We start from the raw sequence: 19799 nt of genomic DNA on the forward strand, positions 1-19799 counted from the left end.
AAGGATTAACATATGTACTATTAATCTCCTGCTTTCAATAATATATAATACAACTGTTATTGTTGTTGATGAAAAGTAACTGACGCCAAGGAAGTTATTAGACCTTCCATTGAATTACATACAGAGTCTTTGAAGAACTCTGCTAATTTGTTATTGTGTAATATATCTTTTTCTCTATAATTCTGTTTGCTTTGTAAACTCTCTTAATAAATTTGAAAATGAGATTAATTTATAAGTATCGTCGTCCTTTAATCTTAAATTTTAAGGAAACTAAACCCTGGTGAAATTTGGGAGTATTTGCCTCATTATTAAATCTCTGCCAATTCAAACAAAATAATTACATTTTTAGTATATAATCACACATAAAATCGTTTTTATGTGAGATTATATACTAATATTGAGATTTTATCGTTTGAATTTGGACATATTTTATTATATGATCAATACTCTCTTATATCACAAGCATTTAGAATTGGTCAAATTTAAAACATAAGTAGGACGATACAGATATGTTACTTTCAATATCAAAGTTAATATGAGAATCCATAACACAAACAAACATTAAGAAAAAACGATTTATTGCACATAAAATAATTGACGTAGTTCTTCAAAGACTCTGGTGAATATATTCTTTATTAATAAAAAAAGATGTCTATGATGAAAAAGTTAACTTTAGCAATGCTATTCCTATTTATGGGGATAAGTATGGTAATTGCTCAGATGAGGCAAGTAACAGGTACTATTATTTCGGCAGAAGACAATGAACCCATTATTGGTGCTTCTGTAATAGTAAAAGGTACCACTATCGGTACAGTATCGGATCACAATGGGGCTTTCTCTTTAGAAGTGCCTAATACAACCAAAACATTGATGTTTTCTTATGTGGGGATGGTAGGAAAGGAAGTCCCCGTTCAAAACATTATGCATGTTGTATTGAATACAGCTTCAACCGAATTGGATGAAGTAATGGTAGTTGCTTACGGGACGGCCAAAAAGTCGTCATTTACAGGTTCAGCAGCAAATATCAAAACGGATAAGCTGGAAAATCTCCAGGCAGCGTCATTAACGAAAGCACTGGAAGGAGCTGCCCCTGGTATTCAGGTAACAGGAAGTACCGGTATGCCTGGCGATAATGCAAAAATCCAGATCCGTGGTGTAGGTTCTGTAAATGCATCGAACGATCCGTTGTATGTAGTGGACGGCGCACCTTTTGACGGTGATATCAGTACAATCAACACGGAAGATATTGCCAGCATTACCGTTCTGAAAGATGCAACTTCGGCTGCTTTGTATGGAGCCCGTGGTGCAAATGGTGTGATAATGATCACAACTAAAAAAGGTACATCCGGTAAAGTTCAATTGAACGCAAAAGTAAATTTAGGTGTCGTTTCACGTGCTATTCCCGAATATAATCGCGTAAGTACAGGTGAATACTATGAATTAATGTGGGAAGGTTGGCGTAATGCATTAGTGAACAACAATGGTTACACACCTGAACAAGCTGCAGCAACAGCCAGTGGAGGTGATAAAAATGGTATCGTCGGCAAGCTGGGTGGCTACAACAGCTACAATGTGGCGAATGACCAGTTGATAGGAACAGATGGGAAACTGAATCCCAATGCCCGTCTGTTGTATAATGACGACTGGAATAAAGAGCTCGCACGTACAGCTTTGCGCCAGGAGTACAACGTTTCTGTAAATGGAGGGACACAGAACTCGACATTTTTTGCTTCCGCCTCTTATACGAATGAAGAGGGAATGGTTAAATGGTCGGATTTCGAACGTTTCACCGGACGTGTCGGTTTAACGAGCCAGATTAATTCATGGTTGAAAGTTGATGCAGGCTTATCCGGAGCCACTTCCAATCAAAACGGTTTTTTGGCGGAAGGGACTTACACTACCAACCCATTCTATTACGGACGCATGATGGCCCCCATCTATCCGATTTACCAATATGACGGTAACGGACAAATCGTACGCGACAGCAATGGTGATGTGATGTATGATATGGGGGGCGGAAGTTCTCCTTACGCCTGGGCCGGCCATACCCGCCAATATGCTCCTAATTCTAACTTAATGGTCACATTGCCACTCGACGACCGTTCAACAGAGCGTAATATGATTTCAGCACGTGTATCTGCTGAAATTAAATTCCTGAAAGATTTCACATTGAAAATTTCAGGCAACACGGATATCAGTAACGATTATAAAACCACCTATCAGAACAACATGTATGGTGATGCGGAAGGTGTATCCGGACGTTCCACTAAAAATTATATCAAAAAGAATTCATATACATTCAATCAGATCTTAACCTGGAACAAGTCGTTTGGTGACCACAGTCTGGCATTACTGGGAGGACACGAAAACTATATGTACACATATCGTTATCTGGAGGCTACCCGTACAGGATTCACCATTCCGACAACAGAGATCGTTGCCGGTTCCGTAGCCGAAGGATCTACTTCTTATACGAACGAATACAGCTTGGAAGGTTATCTGTTTCAGGCAAATTATGACTACGCAAATAAATACTATTTGTCCGGTTCATTCCGTTACGACGGAACATCACGATTCTATAAAGACTCCCGTTGGGGCACATTCTGGTCGCTAGGTGCATCCTGGCGCTTGAGCGAGGAAGATTTCATCAAAGACTACAAATGGATAGACAATCTGAAACTGAAAGCGTCTTACGGACAGCAGGGTAACGACAATATCCTGGATGAGTGGGGAGATCCGATCTATTTCGGATGGCAAAGCCTGTATTCGTTCGATGACAAAAATAACGGAAACCTGAATGGCGCTGTGCATAGCCAGCTTTTGAACAAAGACCTAGAATGGGAAAAGAACTCGAACCTGAATGTTGGTGTGGAACTGGCTTTATTCGACTTCTTCCGTGGTGAAGTAGACGTATTCAACCGTGTATCCAGCAATTTGCTCTTCAAAGCTCCAAGACCACAATCTACCGGCATTGAATATATGTGGCAAAATATCGGAACGATGCGTAATACAGGATTGGAACTTACATTAGGTTTCGATATTTTCAAAAAATCAGATTTTCGGTGGAGCCTCGACCTGAATGCAACATTCTTTAAAAATAAGATCACAAAGATGCCGAAAGATTCTGACGGTAATCCGCAAGAGATCATTAACGGCACTAAAAAACTTTCCGAAGGACACTCTATTTATGATTTTTGGCTACGGGAATATGCCGGTGTCGATACGCAAGACGGTAGTGCACTGTATTACAAAGATATCGAGGATGAGAACGGCAATGTAACCGGTCGTGAAACGACTAAAGACCAGAATGCTGCCAGCTATTATTATATGGGGGATGCTATTCCTGATTTGTATGGTGGTTTTACCAACAGCTTTAGTTATAAAGGTTTCGACTTGTCTATATTCTTCAGTTATCAGATCGGAGGAAAGATGTACGATTCTAATTACGCTGGTTTAATGCACCCCGGATCGTTCGGCACACATTGGTCTACAGATATCCGGGATCGTTGGCAAAATCCAGGTGATGTAACAAATGTTCCCCGCTTGCAGAATAACTATACAGCAGCCAGTGCTGCTTCTTCACGTTGGCTGACCAATGCCAGCTATCTGGCTCTGAAAAACGTCACATTCTCCTATACATTGCCAAAATCCATTCAGAAGAAGCTGGATATGAAAAACTGCAAAGTCTTTCTGACCGGTGATAACCTGTTCCTGCTGAGCAAACGCAAAGGAATGGATCCTCAGCAAAGTTTTAACGGTACATCTGATTATACGTATGTACCGAATCGTGTAGTGAGTTTAGGTATTAATGTAACATTCTAAAATCGATCAAGCAATGAAAAAAATAATTTATTCCATTATATTAGGCACATCTCTGCTAATTACTTCGGGATGCAGCGAGGATTACCTGGAAAGGGTTCCGACTAACAGTGTTACAGACGAGAGTCTGTTCTCTACGGTAAACGGTGCGGAAACAGCACTTAACGGCATTCACCGTTCTACCTACGCGTACTATGACAATCATGGACGATTCGGTCAGAAATCCATTGATATCATTATAGACTTTATGGCAGATGACTACTTGCAACTGGAACGTGGATACGGTTGGTTCGTTGCCTGGTATCAATATCTGAATAGCCGGAACATCAATTCGGAAGACCTGGAATTTACCTGGTCGTATTACTATGATGTCATAGATAATTCGAATTTACTTCTTGCTAATATAGATGAAGCTTCCGATGCCGCTTTGAACGAGAGTCTTGTTAAGAACATAAAAGGACAGGCATTGGCTTACCGGGCTTATTCGTATTGGCAGTTAGTACAGATGTTTGCCAATCGTTATGATTATAGCGGAAATAACAGCCAGTTAGGTGTTCCTTTGATCCTAGATAATAGTGGAGAAGCTAAACCCCGGTCTACGGTCGAGGCTGTATATGAACAGATTTTCAGCGATATCGATCAAGCTATTACATTATTGACCGAGTCGGATGAATCCCGTCCGAATAAATCGCATATCAATTTGAATGTCGCACAAGGTTTCAAAGCCCGTTTTGCCTTGACAACCGGTGATTGGGCTACCGCAGCCGATATGGCACACAAGGCACGTCAAGGGTATGCCCTGACCAGTAATTATAAAAATGGTTGGAACGATGCCAATGACAGCGAATGGATCTGGGGAGCTGTACTGATCGATGAGCAGCAGACCAGTTACGCCTCTTTCTTTTCGCATGTGGATCCGGATTTCGGAGGATATGCATCCATGGGTAGCTTTAAATTAGGCAGTACGGAAATCATCGACTATATGGCTGATAGCGACCAACGCAAACAGCTATTCGATGAAGATCGCATCGGTTATAAATTTACCGGTTTTGGAGAGTGGACGAACGATTATATCTATATGAAATCGGGAGAAATGTATCTGATCGAAGCGGAAGCATTAGCACGACAGAATAGAGATACGGAAGCGCAGGATGTTATTTACGAGCTGACTAAAAACCGCGATCCGGAAGCTCAGAAACCGACTGTTACAGGAGAGGCTTTGATCCAGCATATTTTAATGGAACGTCGTTGCGATCTGTGGGGAGACGGTTTCCGCCTGTTCGATATCAAACGTTTGAATATCGCTATGGACAGACGCAACAAAGGACACAATGAAACGTTCTGGGACAAGGCTGGTTATTTTGAAGCAGGAGCAAAAGAGCTTCTGTTCCTGATACCGAAACAGGAAATGGACGCTAATCCGTTGATGGAGCAAAATCCGTTGTAAGCAAATGGAAAAGCACCAATTGTAGGAGCATTAATTAAAACCTATACATACGATAAATAGACACACGTTTATCGGAAAGCCAGGATTTGTAGCGATACAGGCCTGGCTTGCTCTATATCTGCTTAACCTGTTATATATCGTATCCATAGAAAATAAAATTCCTTCCGAAAGAGATATGAATTTCTCCCGGAAGGAATTTTTTATCCCGATAAATACTGTAGTAGCTTTTACCTGGTTATTTTATTACGGTTGCTTTCCGATATAAGCCAGGATACCACCGTCTACATATAATACATGTCCATTTACAAAGTCTGACGCATCAGAAGCCAGAAACACAGCCGGGCCCATCAAATCTTCCGGAGTTCCCCAACGGGCAGCCGGTGTCTTTGCAATGATAAACGAATCGAACGGATGGCGCGAACCGTCAGGCTGGATTTCGCGGAGCGGAGCAGTCTGCGGAGTGGCGATATAACCCGGGCCGATACCGTTACACTGGATGTTATATTGACCGTATTCGGAAGCGATATTACGTGTCAGCATCTTTAAACCACCTTTAGCAGCCGCATAAGCAGAAACTGTTTCACGTCCCAGTTCGCTCATCATCGAACAGATATTGATGATCTTTCCGTGACCTTTCTTGATCATAGAAGGGATAACAGCTTTAGAAACGATGAACGGAGCATTTAAATCCACATCGATTACCTGGCGGAAATCGGCAGCAGACATTTCATGCATCGGAATGCGTTTGATGATACCGGCATTATTCACCAGGATATCGATCACACCCACTTCCTGCTCGATCTGGGCAACCATTGCATTTACCTGCTCTTCGTTGGTTACGTCGCAAACATAACCTTTTGCTTCGATACCTTCCGCTTTGTAAGCAGCCAGACCTTTATCCACCAGTTCCTGTTTGATGTCGTTGAAGATAATCTTTGCTCCAGCCTGCGCATAAGCAGAAGCCAATGCAAAACCAATACCGTAAGAAGCACCTGTTACAAGAGCTACTTTACCTTCTAATGAGAAATTTACCATGTTAGTATTCGATTATTTTAAGTCCGTAATTTTAGAAAAATCCTGATCGCCGTAATCCAGGTTCTCGCCACCCATTCCCCAGATAAAGGTATAATTATGTGTAGCAGCGGCACTGTGGATAGACCATTCAGGAGATAAAACAGCCTGATCGCCTTTCATCCAGATATGACGTGTCTCGTCTACTTCACCCATAAAGTGGCAGATAGCCTGATCTTCGGGAATATCGAAATAGAAATAAGCTTCCATACGGCGACTGTGAACGTGAGCCGGCATCGTGTTCCATACACTACCCGGTTTCAGTTCGGTCATGCCCATCTGCAACTGGCAGGTCGGCAATACCTGGTTAACGATCATCTTGTTGATGTTACGGTCGTTCGACATTTCCAGCGAGCCCATAGCAGCGACAACGGCATCCGCTTTCGTTACTTTCTTATCCGGATAATTACGGTGAGCCGTAGTGGAGTTGAAATAGAACTTAGCCGGATTCTTTGCATCCTTGCTTTCGAAAGTCACTTCGCGGTCGCCCGAACCCAGGTAAAGAGCTTCTTTAAAGTCCAGTTCGAAAGTGGCATCACCAGCCTTTACAATACCGGGGCCACCGACATTGAAAAGACCCATTTCGCGACGAGTCAGGAAATAAGGAGCTTTCAGCGGGTTGATCGCTTCGAGTTGGAGCACTTCGCCTACCGGCATTGCACCGCCCACGATCATACGGTCGTACATAGAATAAACCATATTTACTTCATTCGGTGCAAACACTGTTTCGATCAGGAAATCCCGGCGAATACGTTTGGTATCATATTGCTTGGCATCTTCCGGATGCGCAGCATAACGCAATTCATAATTTGTTTTCATTCTGATTCTATTTATTTTGTTATTATTTACTTCAATGCATGATCAGCCTTTACATCACTTTCCCCGTTCCAGGCACGAAGATTCGTCCATTCGGTATAAGGAGCCGACCAGAATTCGTCTGTTGCCGGTAGTCCCAAAGGTAATAAGCCTACTGCACAAAGATATACACTTCCCGTATTTATATAAGACTCCGACATATCAATTTGTTCACCGGTGAAACCAACACGCAGCCAACCGTTTGCATCGAAGTTCTTCGGTGATTTCATCACATTGCGGATCACGGCAGTCATACCGCAACGAACCTGGGCCGGTTTTACCCGTTCAGGCAGGATGTGCATCAGACTGGCTTGTGCCAATGCATGGAAAGCACCGAAACGGTATACGATAGAACGCCCCACTACCGGGAAAGTGCCTTCCGGTGAAATAAAACGTTCCAGTTGTTCTGCATAGCGTGTATGACGGGGCAACTGTGTTTCAGCAAAGTCAGCCCCTTCGAGGTTATGTTTCTTCATGATCAACAGGACATCTGTCAGCATCGGATGGATAACGAAACTGTTATAATAATCCATGTGAAAAGCAGGCCCGTCACCATACAACGCATCGCCTTTATACCATTCGTCACGGAATTTCTTCACACCATACGTCAGGCGATCCATATCGCATTCGCCTGTAAATTCAAGCAGGGCTGCCTCAACTGTGGAAGCAAACAAAAGCCAGTTATTTTCCCACGGTTTGATGCCACGGCTACGTTTCAGTTCCGTGATCATCCATTCTTTCGCCTGCGGATCCAGGTTTCCCCACAACTGTTTCGGTGCACGGAGCAATCCCTGTGCCAGAAAAGCGGCATCCACCAACGGCTGATAAGGTTTACCGAAGACCAGATAGTCGGGAGATTCCGGATTAACGGCATTCTTCAAGCCCTTCACGGTCAGTTTGATATATTTATCACGCAATTGTCCTTCCGGTGTATTATCGGGGCCCAGTTCCAACCAGGGAGCAATACCGCATACCAGGCGTCCGACTGCTTCCAGGTGGGAAAAATCGCTTCTGTCTTTCGACAGGGATTCGTAAGGCATATTCTTTTTCAGCGTATTGTTACTCAGGTTTGTCAATACCGGGTCGGCAATACGGGTTAAAGTTTCCACCCAGAAAGCCCGATCCTGCGTACCATCCTGCTGTGCCTTTCCTGTGAGGGAGAAACACAGGCAGCATACTAAAATAGCTGTTGTTTTTAATAGATTAGTCATGGAATATTATTTTTCGGTCAGTTTCTTTAAACGCATCAATGCTTCTACATAATAATAATCGGCGTAGCTTAGCGGAACATCCACTTCGCTGTTTCCGGGGAAATGGCCGGTAGAATGCATCAGGGCAAAATTGCAGTTCGTCCCTTTCGCTGCCAGATATTCAGGAGTTGTCAACGAGCGAACCTGCTGTTCGGCAAAATCCAGATAACTCTTTGCACTCTCGCTCTTATCCAACTGGCTCAACTCGATCAGGGCAGAAGCCATAATAGCGGCAGCCGAGGCATCTCTCGGAACATCAGGAATACCCGGAGCGTCGAAGTCCCAGTACGGCACCTTATCAGCCGGCATATTCGGATGGTTCATGATAAAAGCAGCGATATGCTTGGCCTGATCCAGATATTCCGGTTTACCGGTTTCGCGATACATCATAGTAAATCCATACAACGCCCATGCCTGGCCGCGAGCCCATGCCGATTCGTCGGCTGCTCCCTGATGGGTTTGTTTCTTATGGGGGACACCTGTTATCGTATCGTAAGAAACCACATGATAGCAACTGTAGTCATCACGGAAATGGTTGTTCAGTGTTTTATCGGCATGAGAGATAGCCATCTTACGGAAACGGTCATCGCCGGAAGCTTTCGAGGCCCAGCTAAAGAACTCCAGGTTCATCATATTATCGATAATAACCGGGAATTGCCAGATATTCTTATTGAAATCCCATGAGCGGATCGCTCCTACCCGTTCGTCAAAACGAGTTGCCAGCGAGTTTGCACCTGTCAGCATCACATCTTTATATTCCGGTTTGCCGGTCAGGCGATAGCCATTACCGTAACTGCAATAAAGCATAAAGCCGACATCATGGCTATAAGTGATATTCTTCACTTCTTCCACCCGGTCGGTATACATTTCCGCATATTTCTTTAATTCGGGAGTCGGATTGTTTTCGTAGAGATACCACAGTTCTCCCGGGAAGAAACCGCTGCACCACCAGGAATAGTCGCTGGTTTCAAGCGTTCCTTCTTTATTGATTGCTTTAGGAAGACGCCCTTCCTGGTTTTCGAGGTCTTTAGCCATCAGAATAGCTTGTTCGGTTGAAGCCTTCAGACCACGGTCGATAACGTCGGCTATAGGCTCTTGTTTGGGCTGCGAATCACAGGCTGATAAAAGTAATGTGACCGCAAACACGCCACACGAGAGTAATTTGTTCATGATAAAAATAGGTTATTAAGTTTTTAAGTTTGTGGCAAATATACAGGTTTATATTCTAAAAAACCACAACATCTATCGAAAAAGCTTCGTGTTATCGAACAGCCCCTTCTCTACTTACTAAAACAGAAGTCCTTTACTTACTAAGTAATCCTTCGTCTACTCGATAAGTAGAGTACCTAACTACTTAGTAAGCAAGCTGGGGTCTACTTAGTAAGCAGGCTTTGTAATACATTTGCAATATCAATGTAATATTTACTTCAAACCGCCTTAACCCGTTCTTAATACATGTTACCTTACTTTGCACTCAGAACAAACAGATAAATGACGTGAGAAAGTTTTTTGAAAAAATTGTAGAAGGAGGACTATTGATCAGCGGGAGTGTGACCAGCTTCACGATCCTGTTGATTGTCTTTTTTCTTTTTAAAGAAGCATCCGGTCTTTTCAATAGTCCGGTTGTTGAAGAAGGATATGTACTTGCGGTAAATAAGGGGAACGATGTGAGCCATCTGTCGCCGGAAACGATCATGGATATTTTCGATGCCAAAATAACCAACTGGAAAGAGGTGAACGGCAAAGATGAAGAGATCCTGGTTTTCCGCTTTTCCGACCTGACCCAGTATTACAGCGAAGAAGAGCTGGGAGATGAATTCCAGTATGTTCCCGAAAAGATCAGTGAACTGGTTGGTAAAGAGCCGGGGATAATCGCTTTCTTCCCTCAGCAATACCTGGCTGACCCTTTTGCCGGAACCGTCCTTCCCGAAGAAAAAATCTCACTCTCCGACTTCTTTGCCGGAACGAAATGGTATCCGACATCCGCCCCCGCTCCTATCTTCGGATTGATCCCGCTGTTGTTGGGAACACTGCTGGTAAGCATCGGGGCGATCGTCCTTTCACTGCCTTTCGGCATGGCGGTTGCCATCTATCTGGCAGAAATAGCCAATAAGCGAACCCGCGAAATATTAAAGCCGGTCATCGAACTGCTGGCGGGTATTCCGTCTGTGGTGTACGGTTTCTTCGGGCTGGTCGTCATTGTCCCGCTAATACAAAAAGGGCTGAACCTTCCGGTCGGTGAAACGGCTTTTGCCGGCAGTGTCGTATTGGCTATCATGGCATTACCGACCATCATTACCGTTGCGGAGGATGCGATGCGGACTACCCCACGGGCAATGAAAGAAGCAAGCCTGGCTTTGGGAGCGACGCAATGGCAGACGATCTATAAAGTCATTATCCCCTATTCCATATCCGGTATCACGTCGGCAGTCGTTTTAGGTATCGGACGCGCTATCGGCGAGACAATGGCCGTACTGATGGTAACTGGAAATGCGGCGGTTATTCCGACTTCCTTCTTTGAACCCGTGCGAACCATTCCCGCCACAATCGCAGCCGAACTGGGAGAAGCCCCTGCCGGTGGAGCCCATTATCAGGCGTTGTTCCTACTGGGAGCTGTTTTGTTCATCATCACACTGGTATTAAGTATCACGGTTGAATATATTTCATCCAAAAGAAAAATCTAAATAAGCTATGGCACCTATTCTGAAACTAGGCAATATCGATACGAAGAAACGGACTTCACAAAAGGTGGCGTTCGGTTTGTTCACCCTTCTCAGCTATCTGGTTGTTGTTATCCTTTTCCTTATCCTCGGATTTATCATCATAAACGGGGGAAAAGTGATCAGTTGGGATTTCCTGACAAAGGCTCCCGCAGAAGGAATGACGGCCGGCGGTATTTATCCGGCCATTGTCGGAACACTTTACCTCGTACTGGGCAGCAGCCTGATCAGTTTCCCGATCGGGATTATGAGCGGTATTTATATGAATGAATACGCTACGAACGGCAAACTGACCCGCTTTATCCGCATCATGACCAACAATCTAAGCGGCGTGCCTTCGGTCGTGTTTGGTTTGTTCGGTATGTCGTTGTTCGTTGTCACCCTGGGATGGGGCGACTCGATCATCGCGGGTTCATTCACGCTGGCTCTGATGTCTTTGCCGTTGATTATCCGCACGACGGAGGAAGCGCTGAAAAGTATCGACGACTCTTTCCGTCACGGAAGCCTGGCACTGGGGGCAACCAAGTTACAGACCATCCGCCGGGTGGTACTGCCGATGGCTTTCCCCAATATCATTACCGGGTTGATCCTGTCGGTCGGACGCGTATCGGGCGAAACGGCTCCTATCCTGTTTACCGTTGCCGCCTATTTCCTGCCGCAACTCCCGGAGAGCATCTTCGACCAGTGTATGGCATTGCCTTACCACTTGTATGTCATTTCAACCAGCGGTACGGATATCGAAGCTTCCCGTGGGATGGCTTACGGAACGGCACTGGTGCTGATCGCAATCGTGTTAGTCGTAAACCTGCTGGCAAATGCCCTGAGAAAGTATTTTGCCAAGAAAGTAAAGATGAACTAACCGGTTATCACACGCAATAACAATAAAATAACAAGTAAGAATTATGATAAAGATTGATGCCCGGAACGTAGATTTCTATTATGGCGACTTTCATGCATTAAAGAATATCTCGATGCAAATCGAAGCAAACACCTCGGTTGCCTTTATCGGCCCGTCGGGTTGTGGCAAGTCAACATTCCTGCGTTTATTCAACCGTATGAATGACCTGATCCCCGATACCCGGATGACCGGTACTATCCTGATAGACAACCGTAACATCTATGAAAAAGGAGAAAAGGTGGATCAGCTCCGCAAGAATGTAGGTATGGTATTCCAGAAACCGAACCCTTTCCCTAAAACGATCTTCGAGAACGTTGCTTACGGACTGCGTGTAAACGGTGTAAATGACAACGAGTATATCGAAGAGACAGTGGTCAAGACACTGAAGCAGGTGGTTCTCTGGGACGAAGTGAAAGACAAGCTGAAAGAATCGGCTTTCGCCCTGTCAGGCGGACAGCAGCAGCGTTTGTGCATCGCCCGTGCGCTGGCTATCTCTCCATCCATCCTGCTGATGGACGAACCGACTTCCGCCCTCGACCCGATTTCTACCAGCAAGATCGAGGAACTGATACATGAGCTGAAGAATGAATACACGATCGTTATCGTTACACACAATATGCAACAGGCAGCCCGCATCAGCGACAAAACGGGTTACTTCTATCTGGGCGAACTGATCGAGTTCGACAATACGCGTAAGATATTTACCAATCCGGAGAAAGAATCGACCCAGAATTATATCACGGGACGTTTCGGATAAACATACTTAAGAGGAAATAACAGAATATATGAAAGTGATAGATCAGGAGATAGCCTCCTTAAAAAACAGTATCAGCGAAATGTGGGCTTTGGTTCACCAACAGTTATACAATGCCGGGGAAGCGATGCTGACCGGAGATAAAGAACTGGCTTATAAAGTGATCAGCCGCGAACGTCGTGTAAATGCATTCGAACTGAAAATAGACAGCGACTGCGAAGATATCATCGCCCTCTACGCTCCCGTCGCCGTCGACCTGCGTTTTGTACTGGCCATGTACAAGATCAACACGAACCTGGAACGCCTAGGTGACTTTGCCGAGAGCATTGCCCGTTTCGCCGGGAACCTGCCGGACGGAGCCCCCGTCGATCCGAAACTGATAAAAGAAACGCGGGTGGAAGAAATGTTGCAGGAACTGCTCAGTATGCTCACGTTGAGCCAGGAAGCCTTTGAGAAAGAGAGCTCGGAGATCGCTTCACGCATCTTCCTCAAAGACAATCTGATCGATGAGATCAACCATAACTCGACAAAGATCATTGCCGACTACATAGAAAAGCATCCCGGAAACGCATTGGTAGGCCTTTACATGGCAGGCGTGATCCGTAAGATGGAACGTTTCGGCGACCATTGTACGAATATTGCCGAAGAACTGATCTTCTATCTGGATGCTAAAGTAATGAAGCATATCGGAAAAACGGAGAACTAAACACTTATTTACAAGTATTCGGCATAACGACTCACCGGCATCCCCAAAAACCTGTTCGAGCCTGCCTACCTAAAAAGTGTTTCATCCTAGTGAAACAGTTGTTCCATATAGGTGAAACACTTGTTTCACTAGGATGAAACACTTTTAATGACACGAAAGAAAATTTCTTTGTACCTTTGCGTCTCAAATCAACAAACAGACAAAGATTCATGAAACGACTACTGGCACTTTGCCTGGCCGCTTTTTGGGCAGGAACTACTTTTACCGCTTCTTCACAAAAGCCATTGATCCCGAACAATACGGAAGTTTTCAAATTATTCTTAGAGACCCATGGATCTTATAACGAAGCACTTTCCGGCGAAGCGGAAAGGGACCGTTTTCTGCTGAATGATTTCAAGGTGGAAGCAACGGGGACTGTTACTCCCTGGCTTTCTTATGCTTACCGCCAGGTACTTTGCTACCAGAACGAATGGGTACGGGCCAACGGCTTCGGCTCCTATATCGAAAATGCCTGGGTAAACTTCCGGTTATCGGATAAGTTTTCTGTGACAGCCGGTAAGCAGGATGCAGCCTGGGGAGGGTTCGAATACGACGAGTATGCCTACAAGATATACGATTACAGCGACATGAACGAGTGGATGGATTGTTATTTCACCGGTGTCGGTATCAGTTATGAGCCCAGTGAAACCCAGGAAGTTTGCTTCCAGGTAACGAACGGCAACGATAACCGTAGTAAATCGCCCTCTTTCTATAACATCGGATGGAACAGCAGTTACCTGGACGAGTTGTTATCCCTCCGCTACTCCGTTACAGCCGGGCAACAGGCCAAAGGGGAATGGATGTGGATGGCATGGGCCGGGCAGCAGATTGAATCGGGCAAGTTCCTGGGATATTTCGATGTGATGTACACACGCGGCAAATCCGATCCTGTCGGTATCCTGGCCGAACAGTTCGAGCCGGAGGACGAAGAAACGGGTTCATGGATTGCCAATACGGGTTACCTCTCGCTGGTAGCCCGCCTGAACTACAGCATCCATCCGAAATGGAATCTTTTCGTCAAAGGGATGTATGAAACGGCTTCCGTTTACAAGGCCAACGGCCCCTACGAATCAGGGAAATACCGTACTGCCTGGGGATACCAGGGAGGAGTCGAGTTCTACCCGATGGGCGACGATAACCTGCACCTCTTCCTCAGCGGCACCGGACGGGCCTACAGCCTGACAGAAAGAGCAAAGGCGCTCGAAGCCTTCTCTGAAAACACCGGACGCCTTTCTGTAGGATTTGTTTATAAGATACCTCTGTTCTAAAATTGTAGCAACAACGAATCCCCTTCCTTCATATCGACTGTCAGCATTCCATCGATAACAGGCATAGACACAGCTTTCTGGTTCATCTTAATCCCCATATTTTCGGAGTATGCCGGCAACTTGATACTGAACGTTCCGGGAACGACAGCTTTCAATCCGGCTTCCGTCAACCGGCCTTCCGACCATTTGGCTGAAACTTCACCGCCACCCTGTACTTTCAGACCTTTAAAGCTACCGGTCTGCCAGGCTGAAGGCAAGGCAGGCAGTAACTCGATCCGTCCGGTCTGACTTTGTACCAGCATTTCGGCAATACCCGCACAACCACCATAATTACCATCGATCTGGAAAGGCGGATGCGCACAGAACAGGTTCGGATAAGAACCGCCGCCATTCACCATATTGGTTGTCTTTTCCACACAGGGACGAAGCAGGTCTACCAACAGTTTATAAGCATGATCGCCGTCATGCAGACGCGCCCAGAAATTAATCTTCCAAGCCATCGACCAGCCGGTACTCTTATCGCCACGCACTTCGAGTGTCTTGCGGGCAGCTTCTGCCAGTTCGGGTGTATGTTCTACTGAGATTTCATTTCCCGGATAAAGGCCATACAGGTGTGAGACATGGCGATGGGTCGGCTCTGCCTCTTCGTACGGTTCGAGCCATTCGAGGATACGGCCATCCTTTCCGATCGTTGTCGGCATCAGGCGCGAACGTTTGTCGGCCAGTTCCTGGCAGAAAGCGGTGTCTACACCTAATATAGTGGCGGCTTCTATGGTATTGGTAAACAGTTCGCGGACGATCTGGTTATCCATTGTCGATCCGGCACAGATACTTACCACCTTACCATTCGGCATACGATAGCCGTTTTCCGGAGAAGTGGTAGGGGCCGTGACCAGATAGTTGTTCCTCGGATCACGAACCAGCATATCTGTAAAGAAAAGAGCGGCTCCTTTCATCACCGGATAGACCTCTTTCAGATATTCTTTATCTTTCGTATATTGATAATGCGTGAACAGATGCTCACAAAGCCAGGCAGCAGAAGTGTTGGTTGCTCCCCACGACGGATGTTCGCCCGGTGCGGTAAACTCCCAGACATTCCCCAGGATATGCGTCACCCAGCCACGGGCGTTATAGAATACTTTGGCTGTTTGCTCGCCGCTGGCCACTTGTTGTTTTGTCCACTCGATCATCGGCAGATGTAATTCCGACAAATTGGTCACCTCAGCCGGCCAGTGGTTCATCTGGAAATTGATGTTGAGGTGATAATCGCCGTTCCAGGGCGTATCGATCGTATTACACCATAAGCCCTGCAAATTGGGGGGCAGTGAACCCGGACGGGTAGACGAGATCAGCAGGTAACGTCCGAACTGGAAGTAAAGAGCGCCCAGAGAAGGATCGTTATGATCTTCCTGGAATGCTTGTAAACGCTTATCAATCGGCATGTTGTCTCTTTCAGAATATCCCAGATCCAAGTCTACCCGGTCGAACAAGGCACGGTAGGCATTGATATGTTCTTTCCTTAATGTCGGATAATCCTTTCTTTCGGACTCTGCCAATAGAGAGAATATCTGGTCTTCGAAACCTTCGTTCTTATAGCTTGTTGCCATGCTCACCAACAGGATAGCTTCAGAGGCATTCTGAACGGTCAACGAGCTGTCTCCCGCTGTTAGGGAACCGCCTTTAGGCAGGACAATACGCACACGCGCCTGATATTTAATGCCTTTCATTTCAAGGGTATCGACGCCATCGAACAGCTGGCCTTGCATCAGCAGGTCTTTGCCGTCAGTCGATACGGAATAATATTCGGGGCGGTTCATTCCTACGGTAAAGTTCAACGCCTTATCCGCATCCGCCATCAGATGAACGATCCCCAGGTCACCGGAGAAAGAGGTGAATGCTTCGCGGCTGTAATTCACTTTCCCTTTGCGGAAGGTTGTTGAAGCGATGGCATCGCCGAGGTTCAGTTCGCGGCGATAGGCGGCAATAGAGTCGGAAGCATCGTTATAAGAATAGTCCAGCACCAGATTTCCAAGCAACTGATAACTGCCGTAAGGGACTTTGGCTCCCTGGCCTTGTCCGCTACCGGCACCACCGCAAACAAACGTACGGTACATCAACTCCTGGGCTTCATCATTCCGTCCTTCAAAAAGCAGACGGCGGATGGTTGCCAGCGACATGACAGCCTGCGGATTATCCGTATTCTGCTTACTGCCCGACCACATGGATATTTCATTCAACAGGATATTTTCCTGACCGACCCCGCCATCGGGCATCATTCCCAGCCGTCCGTTTCCCAGCGGCAACGTTTCTTCCCAGATACGGGCAGGTTCATCAAAATGATAAGCGAGTTTATTGCCGGTCTTTATATCCGGCATGTCACAGGCTGCCAGCAGAAGTAACAAGACAGCCACATAGGGACGGAAAATGTTTCGCCCTATCTCTTTTAATCGAATTGAGTTCATAGTATTATAATAAAAATTGTATTTCAGCCAGATCAGAAACTTTGCATATCACAGAGTCTCTTGTAATAACCGTCCAACGCCAGGAGTTCCTCATGACGGCCGCGTTCCACAATCTCTCCTTCATGCATCACGCAGATCTCGTCGGCATTGCGGATGGTGGAAAGGCGGTGGGCAATCACAACGGTTGTCCTGTTACGCATCAGGTTCTCGAGGGCGTCCTGCACCAGGCGTTCCGACTCGGTATCCAGTGCCGAGGTCGCTTCATCCAGGATCAGGATCGGCGGGTTCTTCAGGATGGCACGGGCGATACTGATACGTTGGCGTTGTCCGCCGGACAGTTTGCCGCCACGGTCGCCGATATTCGTATTATAGCCTTCTTCGCTCGCCATAATAAATTCATGGGCATTTGCTATGCGGGCTGCTTCCTGCACCTGTTCCAAAGTAGCTCCTTCCACTCCGAAAGAGATATTATTGAAGAAGGTGTCGTTAAACAGGATCGCTTCCTGGTTTACATTACCCATCAGGCTGCGGAGATCGTAGAGAGTCGCTTCCCGGATATCCGTATCATCGATCGTGATAGAACCTTCAGTTACGTCATAAAAACGGGGTAACAAATCCACCAGCGTACTCTTTCCCGAACCGGACTGTCCGACAAGCGCCACCGTTTTACCTTTGGGAATGGTCAGGTCGATCCCTTTCAAGACCCAATCATGCTGATACTTAAACCAGACGTTATTATATTTAATATGTTTATTCAGTTCAATCTTCTTAGGTTCAACCGGATCTTTAATATCACTTTCCGCTTTCAGTATCTTATCGATACGATCCATAGAAGCCAATCCTTTCTGGATTGCATATACCGATTTACTTAAGTCTTTGGCCGGGTTTATAATGCTGTAAAAGATAACCAGATAGTAAATAAAGGTAGATGCATCTATCGAGCTATTGTTACTCAGGATAAGCGTACCGCCATACCAAAGGACGATCGCAATCGTTGCCGTCCCTAGAAACTCGCTCATCGGATGAGCCATCTGTTGCCGGCGGTAAATACGGTTGGTGGTACGACGGAACTCGTCGTTGCTGTTCTCAAAACGTGTCTGTATCTTCTTTTCTGCATTGAATGCTTTGATAATACGCAAGCCGCCCAAGGTCTCTTCTATCTGGCTCATCAAGCCACCCCACATTTGTTGCCCTTCCAGTGATTTGCGTTTCAGCTTCTTTCCGACCTGCCCCATGATATATCCGGCAACAGGGAGCAGGATCAGGACAAATACGGTCAGCTGCCAACTGATCACGATCATACCGATCAGATAGATAATGATCAGGATAGGGTTCTTGAACAACATATCCAGCGAACTCATGATAGAAGCTTCCACCTCATTCACATCCCCGGATACACGGGCGATGATATCCCCTTTACGTTCTTCCGAGAAAAAGCCTAAAGAGAGTTCGGTTATTTTCTTATTGATCTGATTACGTATGTCCCTGACTACTCCTGTACGGATCGGTATCATGGTGAAGAAAGCCAGATACATGGTAGCCACTTTCAGGAAGGTTGCCACGATCAGGAAAGCTCCTAATATGATCAGGGTGAACGATCCCCCGTCTGTCTCTATCATGTCGCTTACAAACCAGAAGAAATTGTTCTTGATCAGTTCGGGAGTCGCTTTCCAGCTTTCCCACGTCCAGGGGTCGAATACCCAGTCTTTGTAGGTATAAATTTCATCGTTCAGCTTGAAAAGTATATTAAGTATCGGTATGATCAGTGCAAAGGAGAAAAGATTCAATATGGCTGATAATATATTGAAGACAATATTCAGTACCATATATCTCTTATAGGGAGGCACAAAACGCCTCAGTATACGCAGAAAATCTTTCATGTTTATTTAGTCGATTGGATTTGGCGCGCAAGTTACTCATAAAAAACAGGTGGTGCAACGTTTCGCCTTATCTTTGCATCTAATAGATATAAAACAACAAACAAATACATTATGGATAAAACATATCGTTTCTACCTATCGGTCTCCAATAGGATATTAGCCGGGTTACTCGCGCTTTTAGGTTTTTCAAATACCTCCTGCAGTCCTGTAGATGAATACGGAAGTCCCTATGCTACCTACGAAATAAAAGGGAAGGTTGTCAACGAAAAAGGGACAGCCATTCCTGATATGCAAGTCATCATCCCGGCACCGGATGCAGACAACGAAGAAGACCAGTTCATGTATCGCGACACACTATTAACTAACAGTACCGGTGAATTTAACAAACGGCTTGAAGTCAGTTCTTTCGGAGAAGACATCACCTTCAAAATAGCTACCCAAGACATCGACGGAGAAGCGAACGGCGGCTTATTTGAAGATACTGTAACTGAAGTTGCTTTCAAAAAGGAAGATCTGAAAGGAGGAGATGGTAACTGGTATGCAGGTAATGCCAAGAAAGATGTAACCATCACGATGAAAAGAGATCCTTTGGTCTGTGACTGAAGTAAGGACTCCCTGCATTATTTAAAG

At 45.7% G+C, this 19799-nt stretch carries 14 protein-coding genes; 8 read left to right on the forward strand and 6 right to left on the reverse strand.

Annotation, left to right across the window (positions count from 1 at the left end; all coding sequences use genetic code 11):
* Window positions 1–654 precede the first annotated feature (654 nt).
* Window positions 655–3822 carry a SusC/RagA family TonB-linked outer membrane protein gene (locus tag HMPREF1536_RS05390; RefSeq protein ID WP_028730585.1) on the forward strand — a complete coding sequence of 1056 codons (3168 nt, stop codon included), beginning with the start codon at window positions 655–657 and terminating at the stop codon, window positions 3820–3822.
* A gap of 13 nt (window positions 3823–3835) precedes the next feature.
* Entirely contained in the window at window positions 3836–5266 is a 1431-nt protein-coding gene (locus HMPREF1536_RS05395) for a RagB/SusD family nutrient uptake outer membrane protein (protein WP_028730586.1), read from the forward strand.
* 243 nt (window positions 5267–5509) lie between these two features.
* Here HMPREF1536_RS05395 and HMPREF1536_RS05400 read toward each other — a convergent pair whose 3' ends face one another.
* Genes HMPREF1536_RS05400 through HMPREF1536_RS05415 form a run of 4 tightly spaced genes read right to left on the reverse strand, consistent with a single transcriptional unit; the run spans window position 5510 to window position 9612 of the window.
* On the reverse strand, window positions 5510–6301 hold the full coding sequence (locus HMPREF1536_RS05400) for a gluconate 5-dehydrogenase (RefSeq protein ID WP_028730587.1): 792 nt from the start codon (window positions 6299–6301) through the stop codon (window positions 5510–5512).
* A 12-nt stretch (window positions 6302–6313) separates the two neighbouring features.
* Window positions 6314–7156, reverse strand: a complete 843-nt coding sequence (gene kduI, locus HMPREF1536_RS05405; RefSeq protein WP_028730588.1) for a 5-dehydro-4-deoxy-D-glucuronate isomerase — start codon at window positions 7154–7156, stop codon at window positions 6314–6316.
* Window positions 7157–7182: 26 nt separating this feature from the next.
* Complete coding sequence (locus HMPREF1536_RS05410; protein ID WP_028730589.1) at window positions 7183–8403, reverse strand: DUF2264 domain-containing protein; 1221 nt, start codon at window positions 8401–8403, stop codon at window positions 7183–7185.
* Window positions 8404–8409: 6 nt separating this feature from the next.
* Window positions 8410–9612: a glycoside hydrolase family 88 protein gene (locus HMPREF1536_RS05415; RefSeq protein ID WP_028730590.1), complete on the reverse strand. Its 1203-nt coding sequence runs from the start codon at window positions 9610–9612 to the stop codon at window positions 8410–8412.
* A gap of 326 nt (window positions 9613–9938) precedes the next feature.
* Between HMPREF1536_RS05415 and pstC the strand changes: the two genes are divergently transcribed.
* From pstC to HMPREF1536_RS05440, 5 genes are all read left to right on the forward strand, one after another.
* On the forward strand, window positions 9939–11126 hold the full coding sequence (pstC, locus tag HMPREF1536_RS05420) for a phosphate ABC transporter permease subunit PstC (protein WP_028730591.1): 1188 nt from the start codon (window positions 9939–9941) through the stop codon (window positions 11124–11126).
* 7 nt (window positions 11127–11133) lie between these two features.
* Complete coding sequence (gene pstA, locus HMPREF1536_RS05425) at window positions 11134–12021, forward strand: phosphate ABC transporter permease PstA (protein WP_044193827.1); 888 nt, start codon at window positions 11134–11136, stop codon at window positions 12019–12021.
* 43 nt (window positions 12022–12064) lie between these two features.
* On the forward strand, window positions 12065–12817 hold the full coding sequence (gene pstB / locus HMPREF1536_RS05430) for a phosphate ABC transporter ATP-binding protein PstB (RefSeq protein WP_028730593.1): 753 nt from the start codon (window positions 12065–12067) through the stop codon (window positions 12815–12817).
* 28 nt (window positions 12818–12845) lie between these two features.
* On the forward strand, window positions 12846–13520 hold the full coding sequence (gene phoU / locus HMPREF1536_RS05435) for a phosphate signaling complex protein PhoU (protein ID WP_028730594.1): 675 nt from the start codon (window positions 12846–12848) through the stop codon (window positions 13518–13520).
* A gap of 209 nt (window positions 13521–13729) precedes the next feature.
* Window positions 13730–14827 (forward strand): porin, encoded by a 1098-nt coding sequence (locus HMPREF1536_RS05440; protein WP_028730595.1) that lies wholly within the window; start codon window positions 13730–13732, stop codon window positions 14825–14827.
* On the opposite strand, the gene HMPREF1536_RS05445 is transcribed toward HMPREF1536_RS05440, so the two are convergent.
* The gene (locus HMPREF1536_RS05445) at window positions 14824–17289 is read right to left on the reverse strand and encodes a glycoside hydrolase family 95 protein (protein WP_044193829.1); all 2466 of its coding nucleotides are present in this window, start codon (window positions 17287–17289) and stop codon (window positions 14824–14826) included. The two genes, HMPREF1536_RS05440 and HMPREF1536_RS05445, sit on opposite strands and share 4 nt — an antisense overlap.
* A gap of 32 nt (window positions 17290–17321) precedes the next feature.
* Window positions 17322–19169 carry an ABC transporter ATP-binding protein gene (locus HMPREF1536_RS05450; protein WP_028730597.1) on the reverse strand — a complete coding sequence of 616 codons (1848 nt, stop codon included), beginning with the start codon at window positions 19167–19169 and terminating at the stop codon, window positions 17322–17324.
* A 111-nt stretch (window positions 19170–19280) separates the two neighbouring features.
* Between HMPREF1536_RS05450 and HMPREF1536_RS05455 the strand changes: the two genes are divergently transcribed.
* A complete protein-coding gene (locus HMPREF1536_RS05455) occupies window positions 19281–19772 on the forward strand; it encodes a radical SAM-associated putative lipoprotein (RefSeq protein WP_028730598.1) in 492 nt (163 codons plus the stop codon).
* Window positions 19773–19799 lie beyond the last annotated feature (27 nt).

Origin of the sequence: Parabacteroides gordonii MS-1 = DSM 23371, assembly GCF_000969825.1 — a bacterium.
Taxonomy (GTDB): Bacteria; Bacteroidota; Bacteroidia; order Bacteroidales; family Tannerellaceae; genus Parabacteroides; species Parabacteroides gordonii.

What these genes read in the sequence shown, in the direction of transcription:
- HMPREF1536_RS05390 (WP_028730585.1), top strand. Translation starts at nt 655, where the DNA reads ATGATGAAAAAGTTAACTTTAGCAATGCTATTCCTATTTATGGGGATA.
- HMPREF1536_RS05395 (WP_028730586.1), top strand. Translation starts at nt 3,836, where the DNA reads ATGAAAAAAATAATTTATTCCATTATATTAGGCACATCTCTGCTAATT.
- HMPREF1536_RS05400 (WP_028730587.1), bottom strand. Translation starts at nt 6,301, where the DNA reads ATGGTAAATTTCTCATTAGAAGGTAAAGTAGCTCTTGTAACAGGTGCT.
- kduI (WP_028730588.1), bottom strand. Translation starts at nt 7,156, where the DNA reads ATGAAAACAAATTATGAATTGCGTTATGCTGCGCATCCGGAAGATGCC.
- HMPREF1536_RS05410 (WP_028730589.1), bottom strand. Translation starts at nt 8,403, where the DNA reads ATGACTAATCTATTAAAAACAACAGCTATTTTAGTATGCTGCCTGTGT.
- HMPREF1536_RS05415 (WP_028730590.1), bottom strand. Translation starts at nt 9,612, where the DNA reads ATGAACAAATTACTCTCGTGTGGCGTGTTTGCGGTCACATTACTTTTA.
- pstA (WP_044193827.1), top strand. Translation starts at nt 11,134, where the DNA reads ATGGCACCTATTCTGAAACTAGGCAATATCGATACGAAGAAACGGACT.
- pstB (WP_028730593.1), top strand. Translation starts at nt 12,065, where the DNA reads ATGATAAAGATTGATGCCCGGAACGTAGATTTCTATTATGGCGACTTT.
- phoU (WP_028730594.1), top strand. Translation starts at nt 12,846, where the DNA reads ATGAAAGTGATAGATCAGGAGATAGCCTCCTTAAAAAACAGTATCAGC.
- HMPREF1536_RS05440 (WP_028730595.1), top strand. Translation starts at nt 13,730, where the DNA reads ATGAAACGACTACTGGCACTTTGCCTGGCCGCTTTTTGGGCAGGAACT.
- HMPREF1536_RS05445 (WP_044193829.1), bottom strand. Translation starts at nt 17,289, where the DNA reads ATGAACTCAATTCGATTAAAAGAGATAGGGCGAAACATTTTCCGTCCC.
- HMPREF1536_RS05450 (WP_028730597.1), bottom strand. Translation starts at nt 19,169, where the DNA reads ATGAAAGATTTTCTGCGTATACTGAGGCGTTTTGTGCCTCCCTATAAG.
- HMPREF1536_RS05455 (WP_028730598.1), top strand. Translation starts at nt 19,281, where the DNA reads ATGGATAAAACATATCGTTTCTACCTATCGGTCTCCAATAGGATATTA.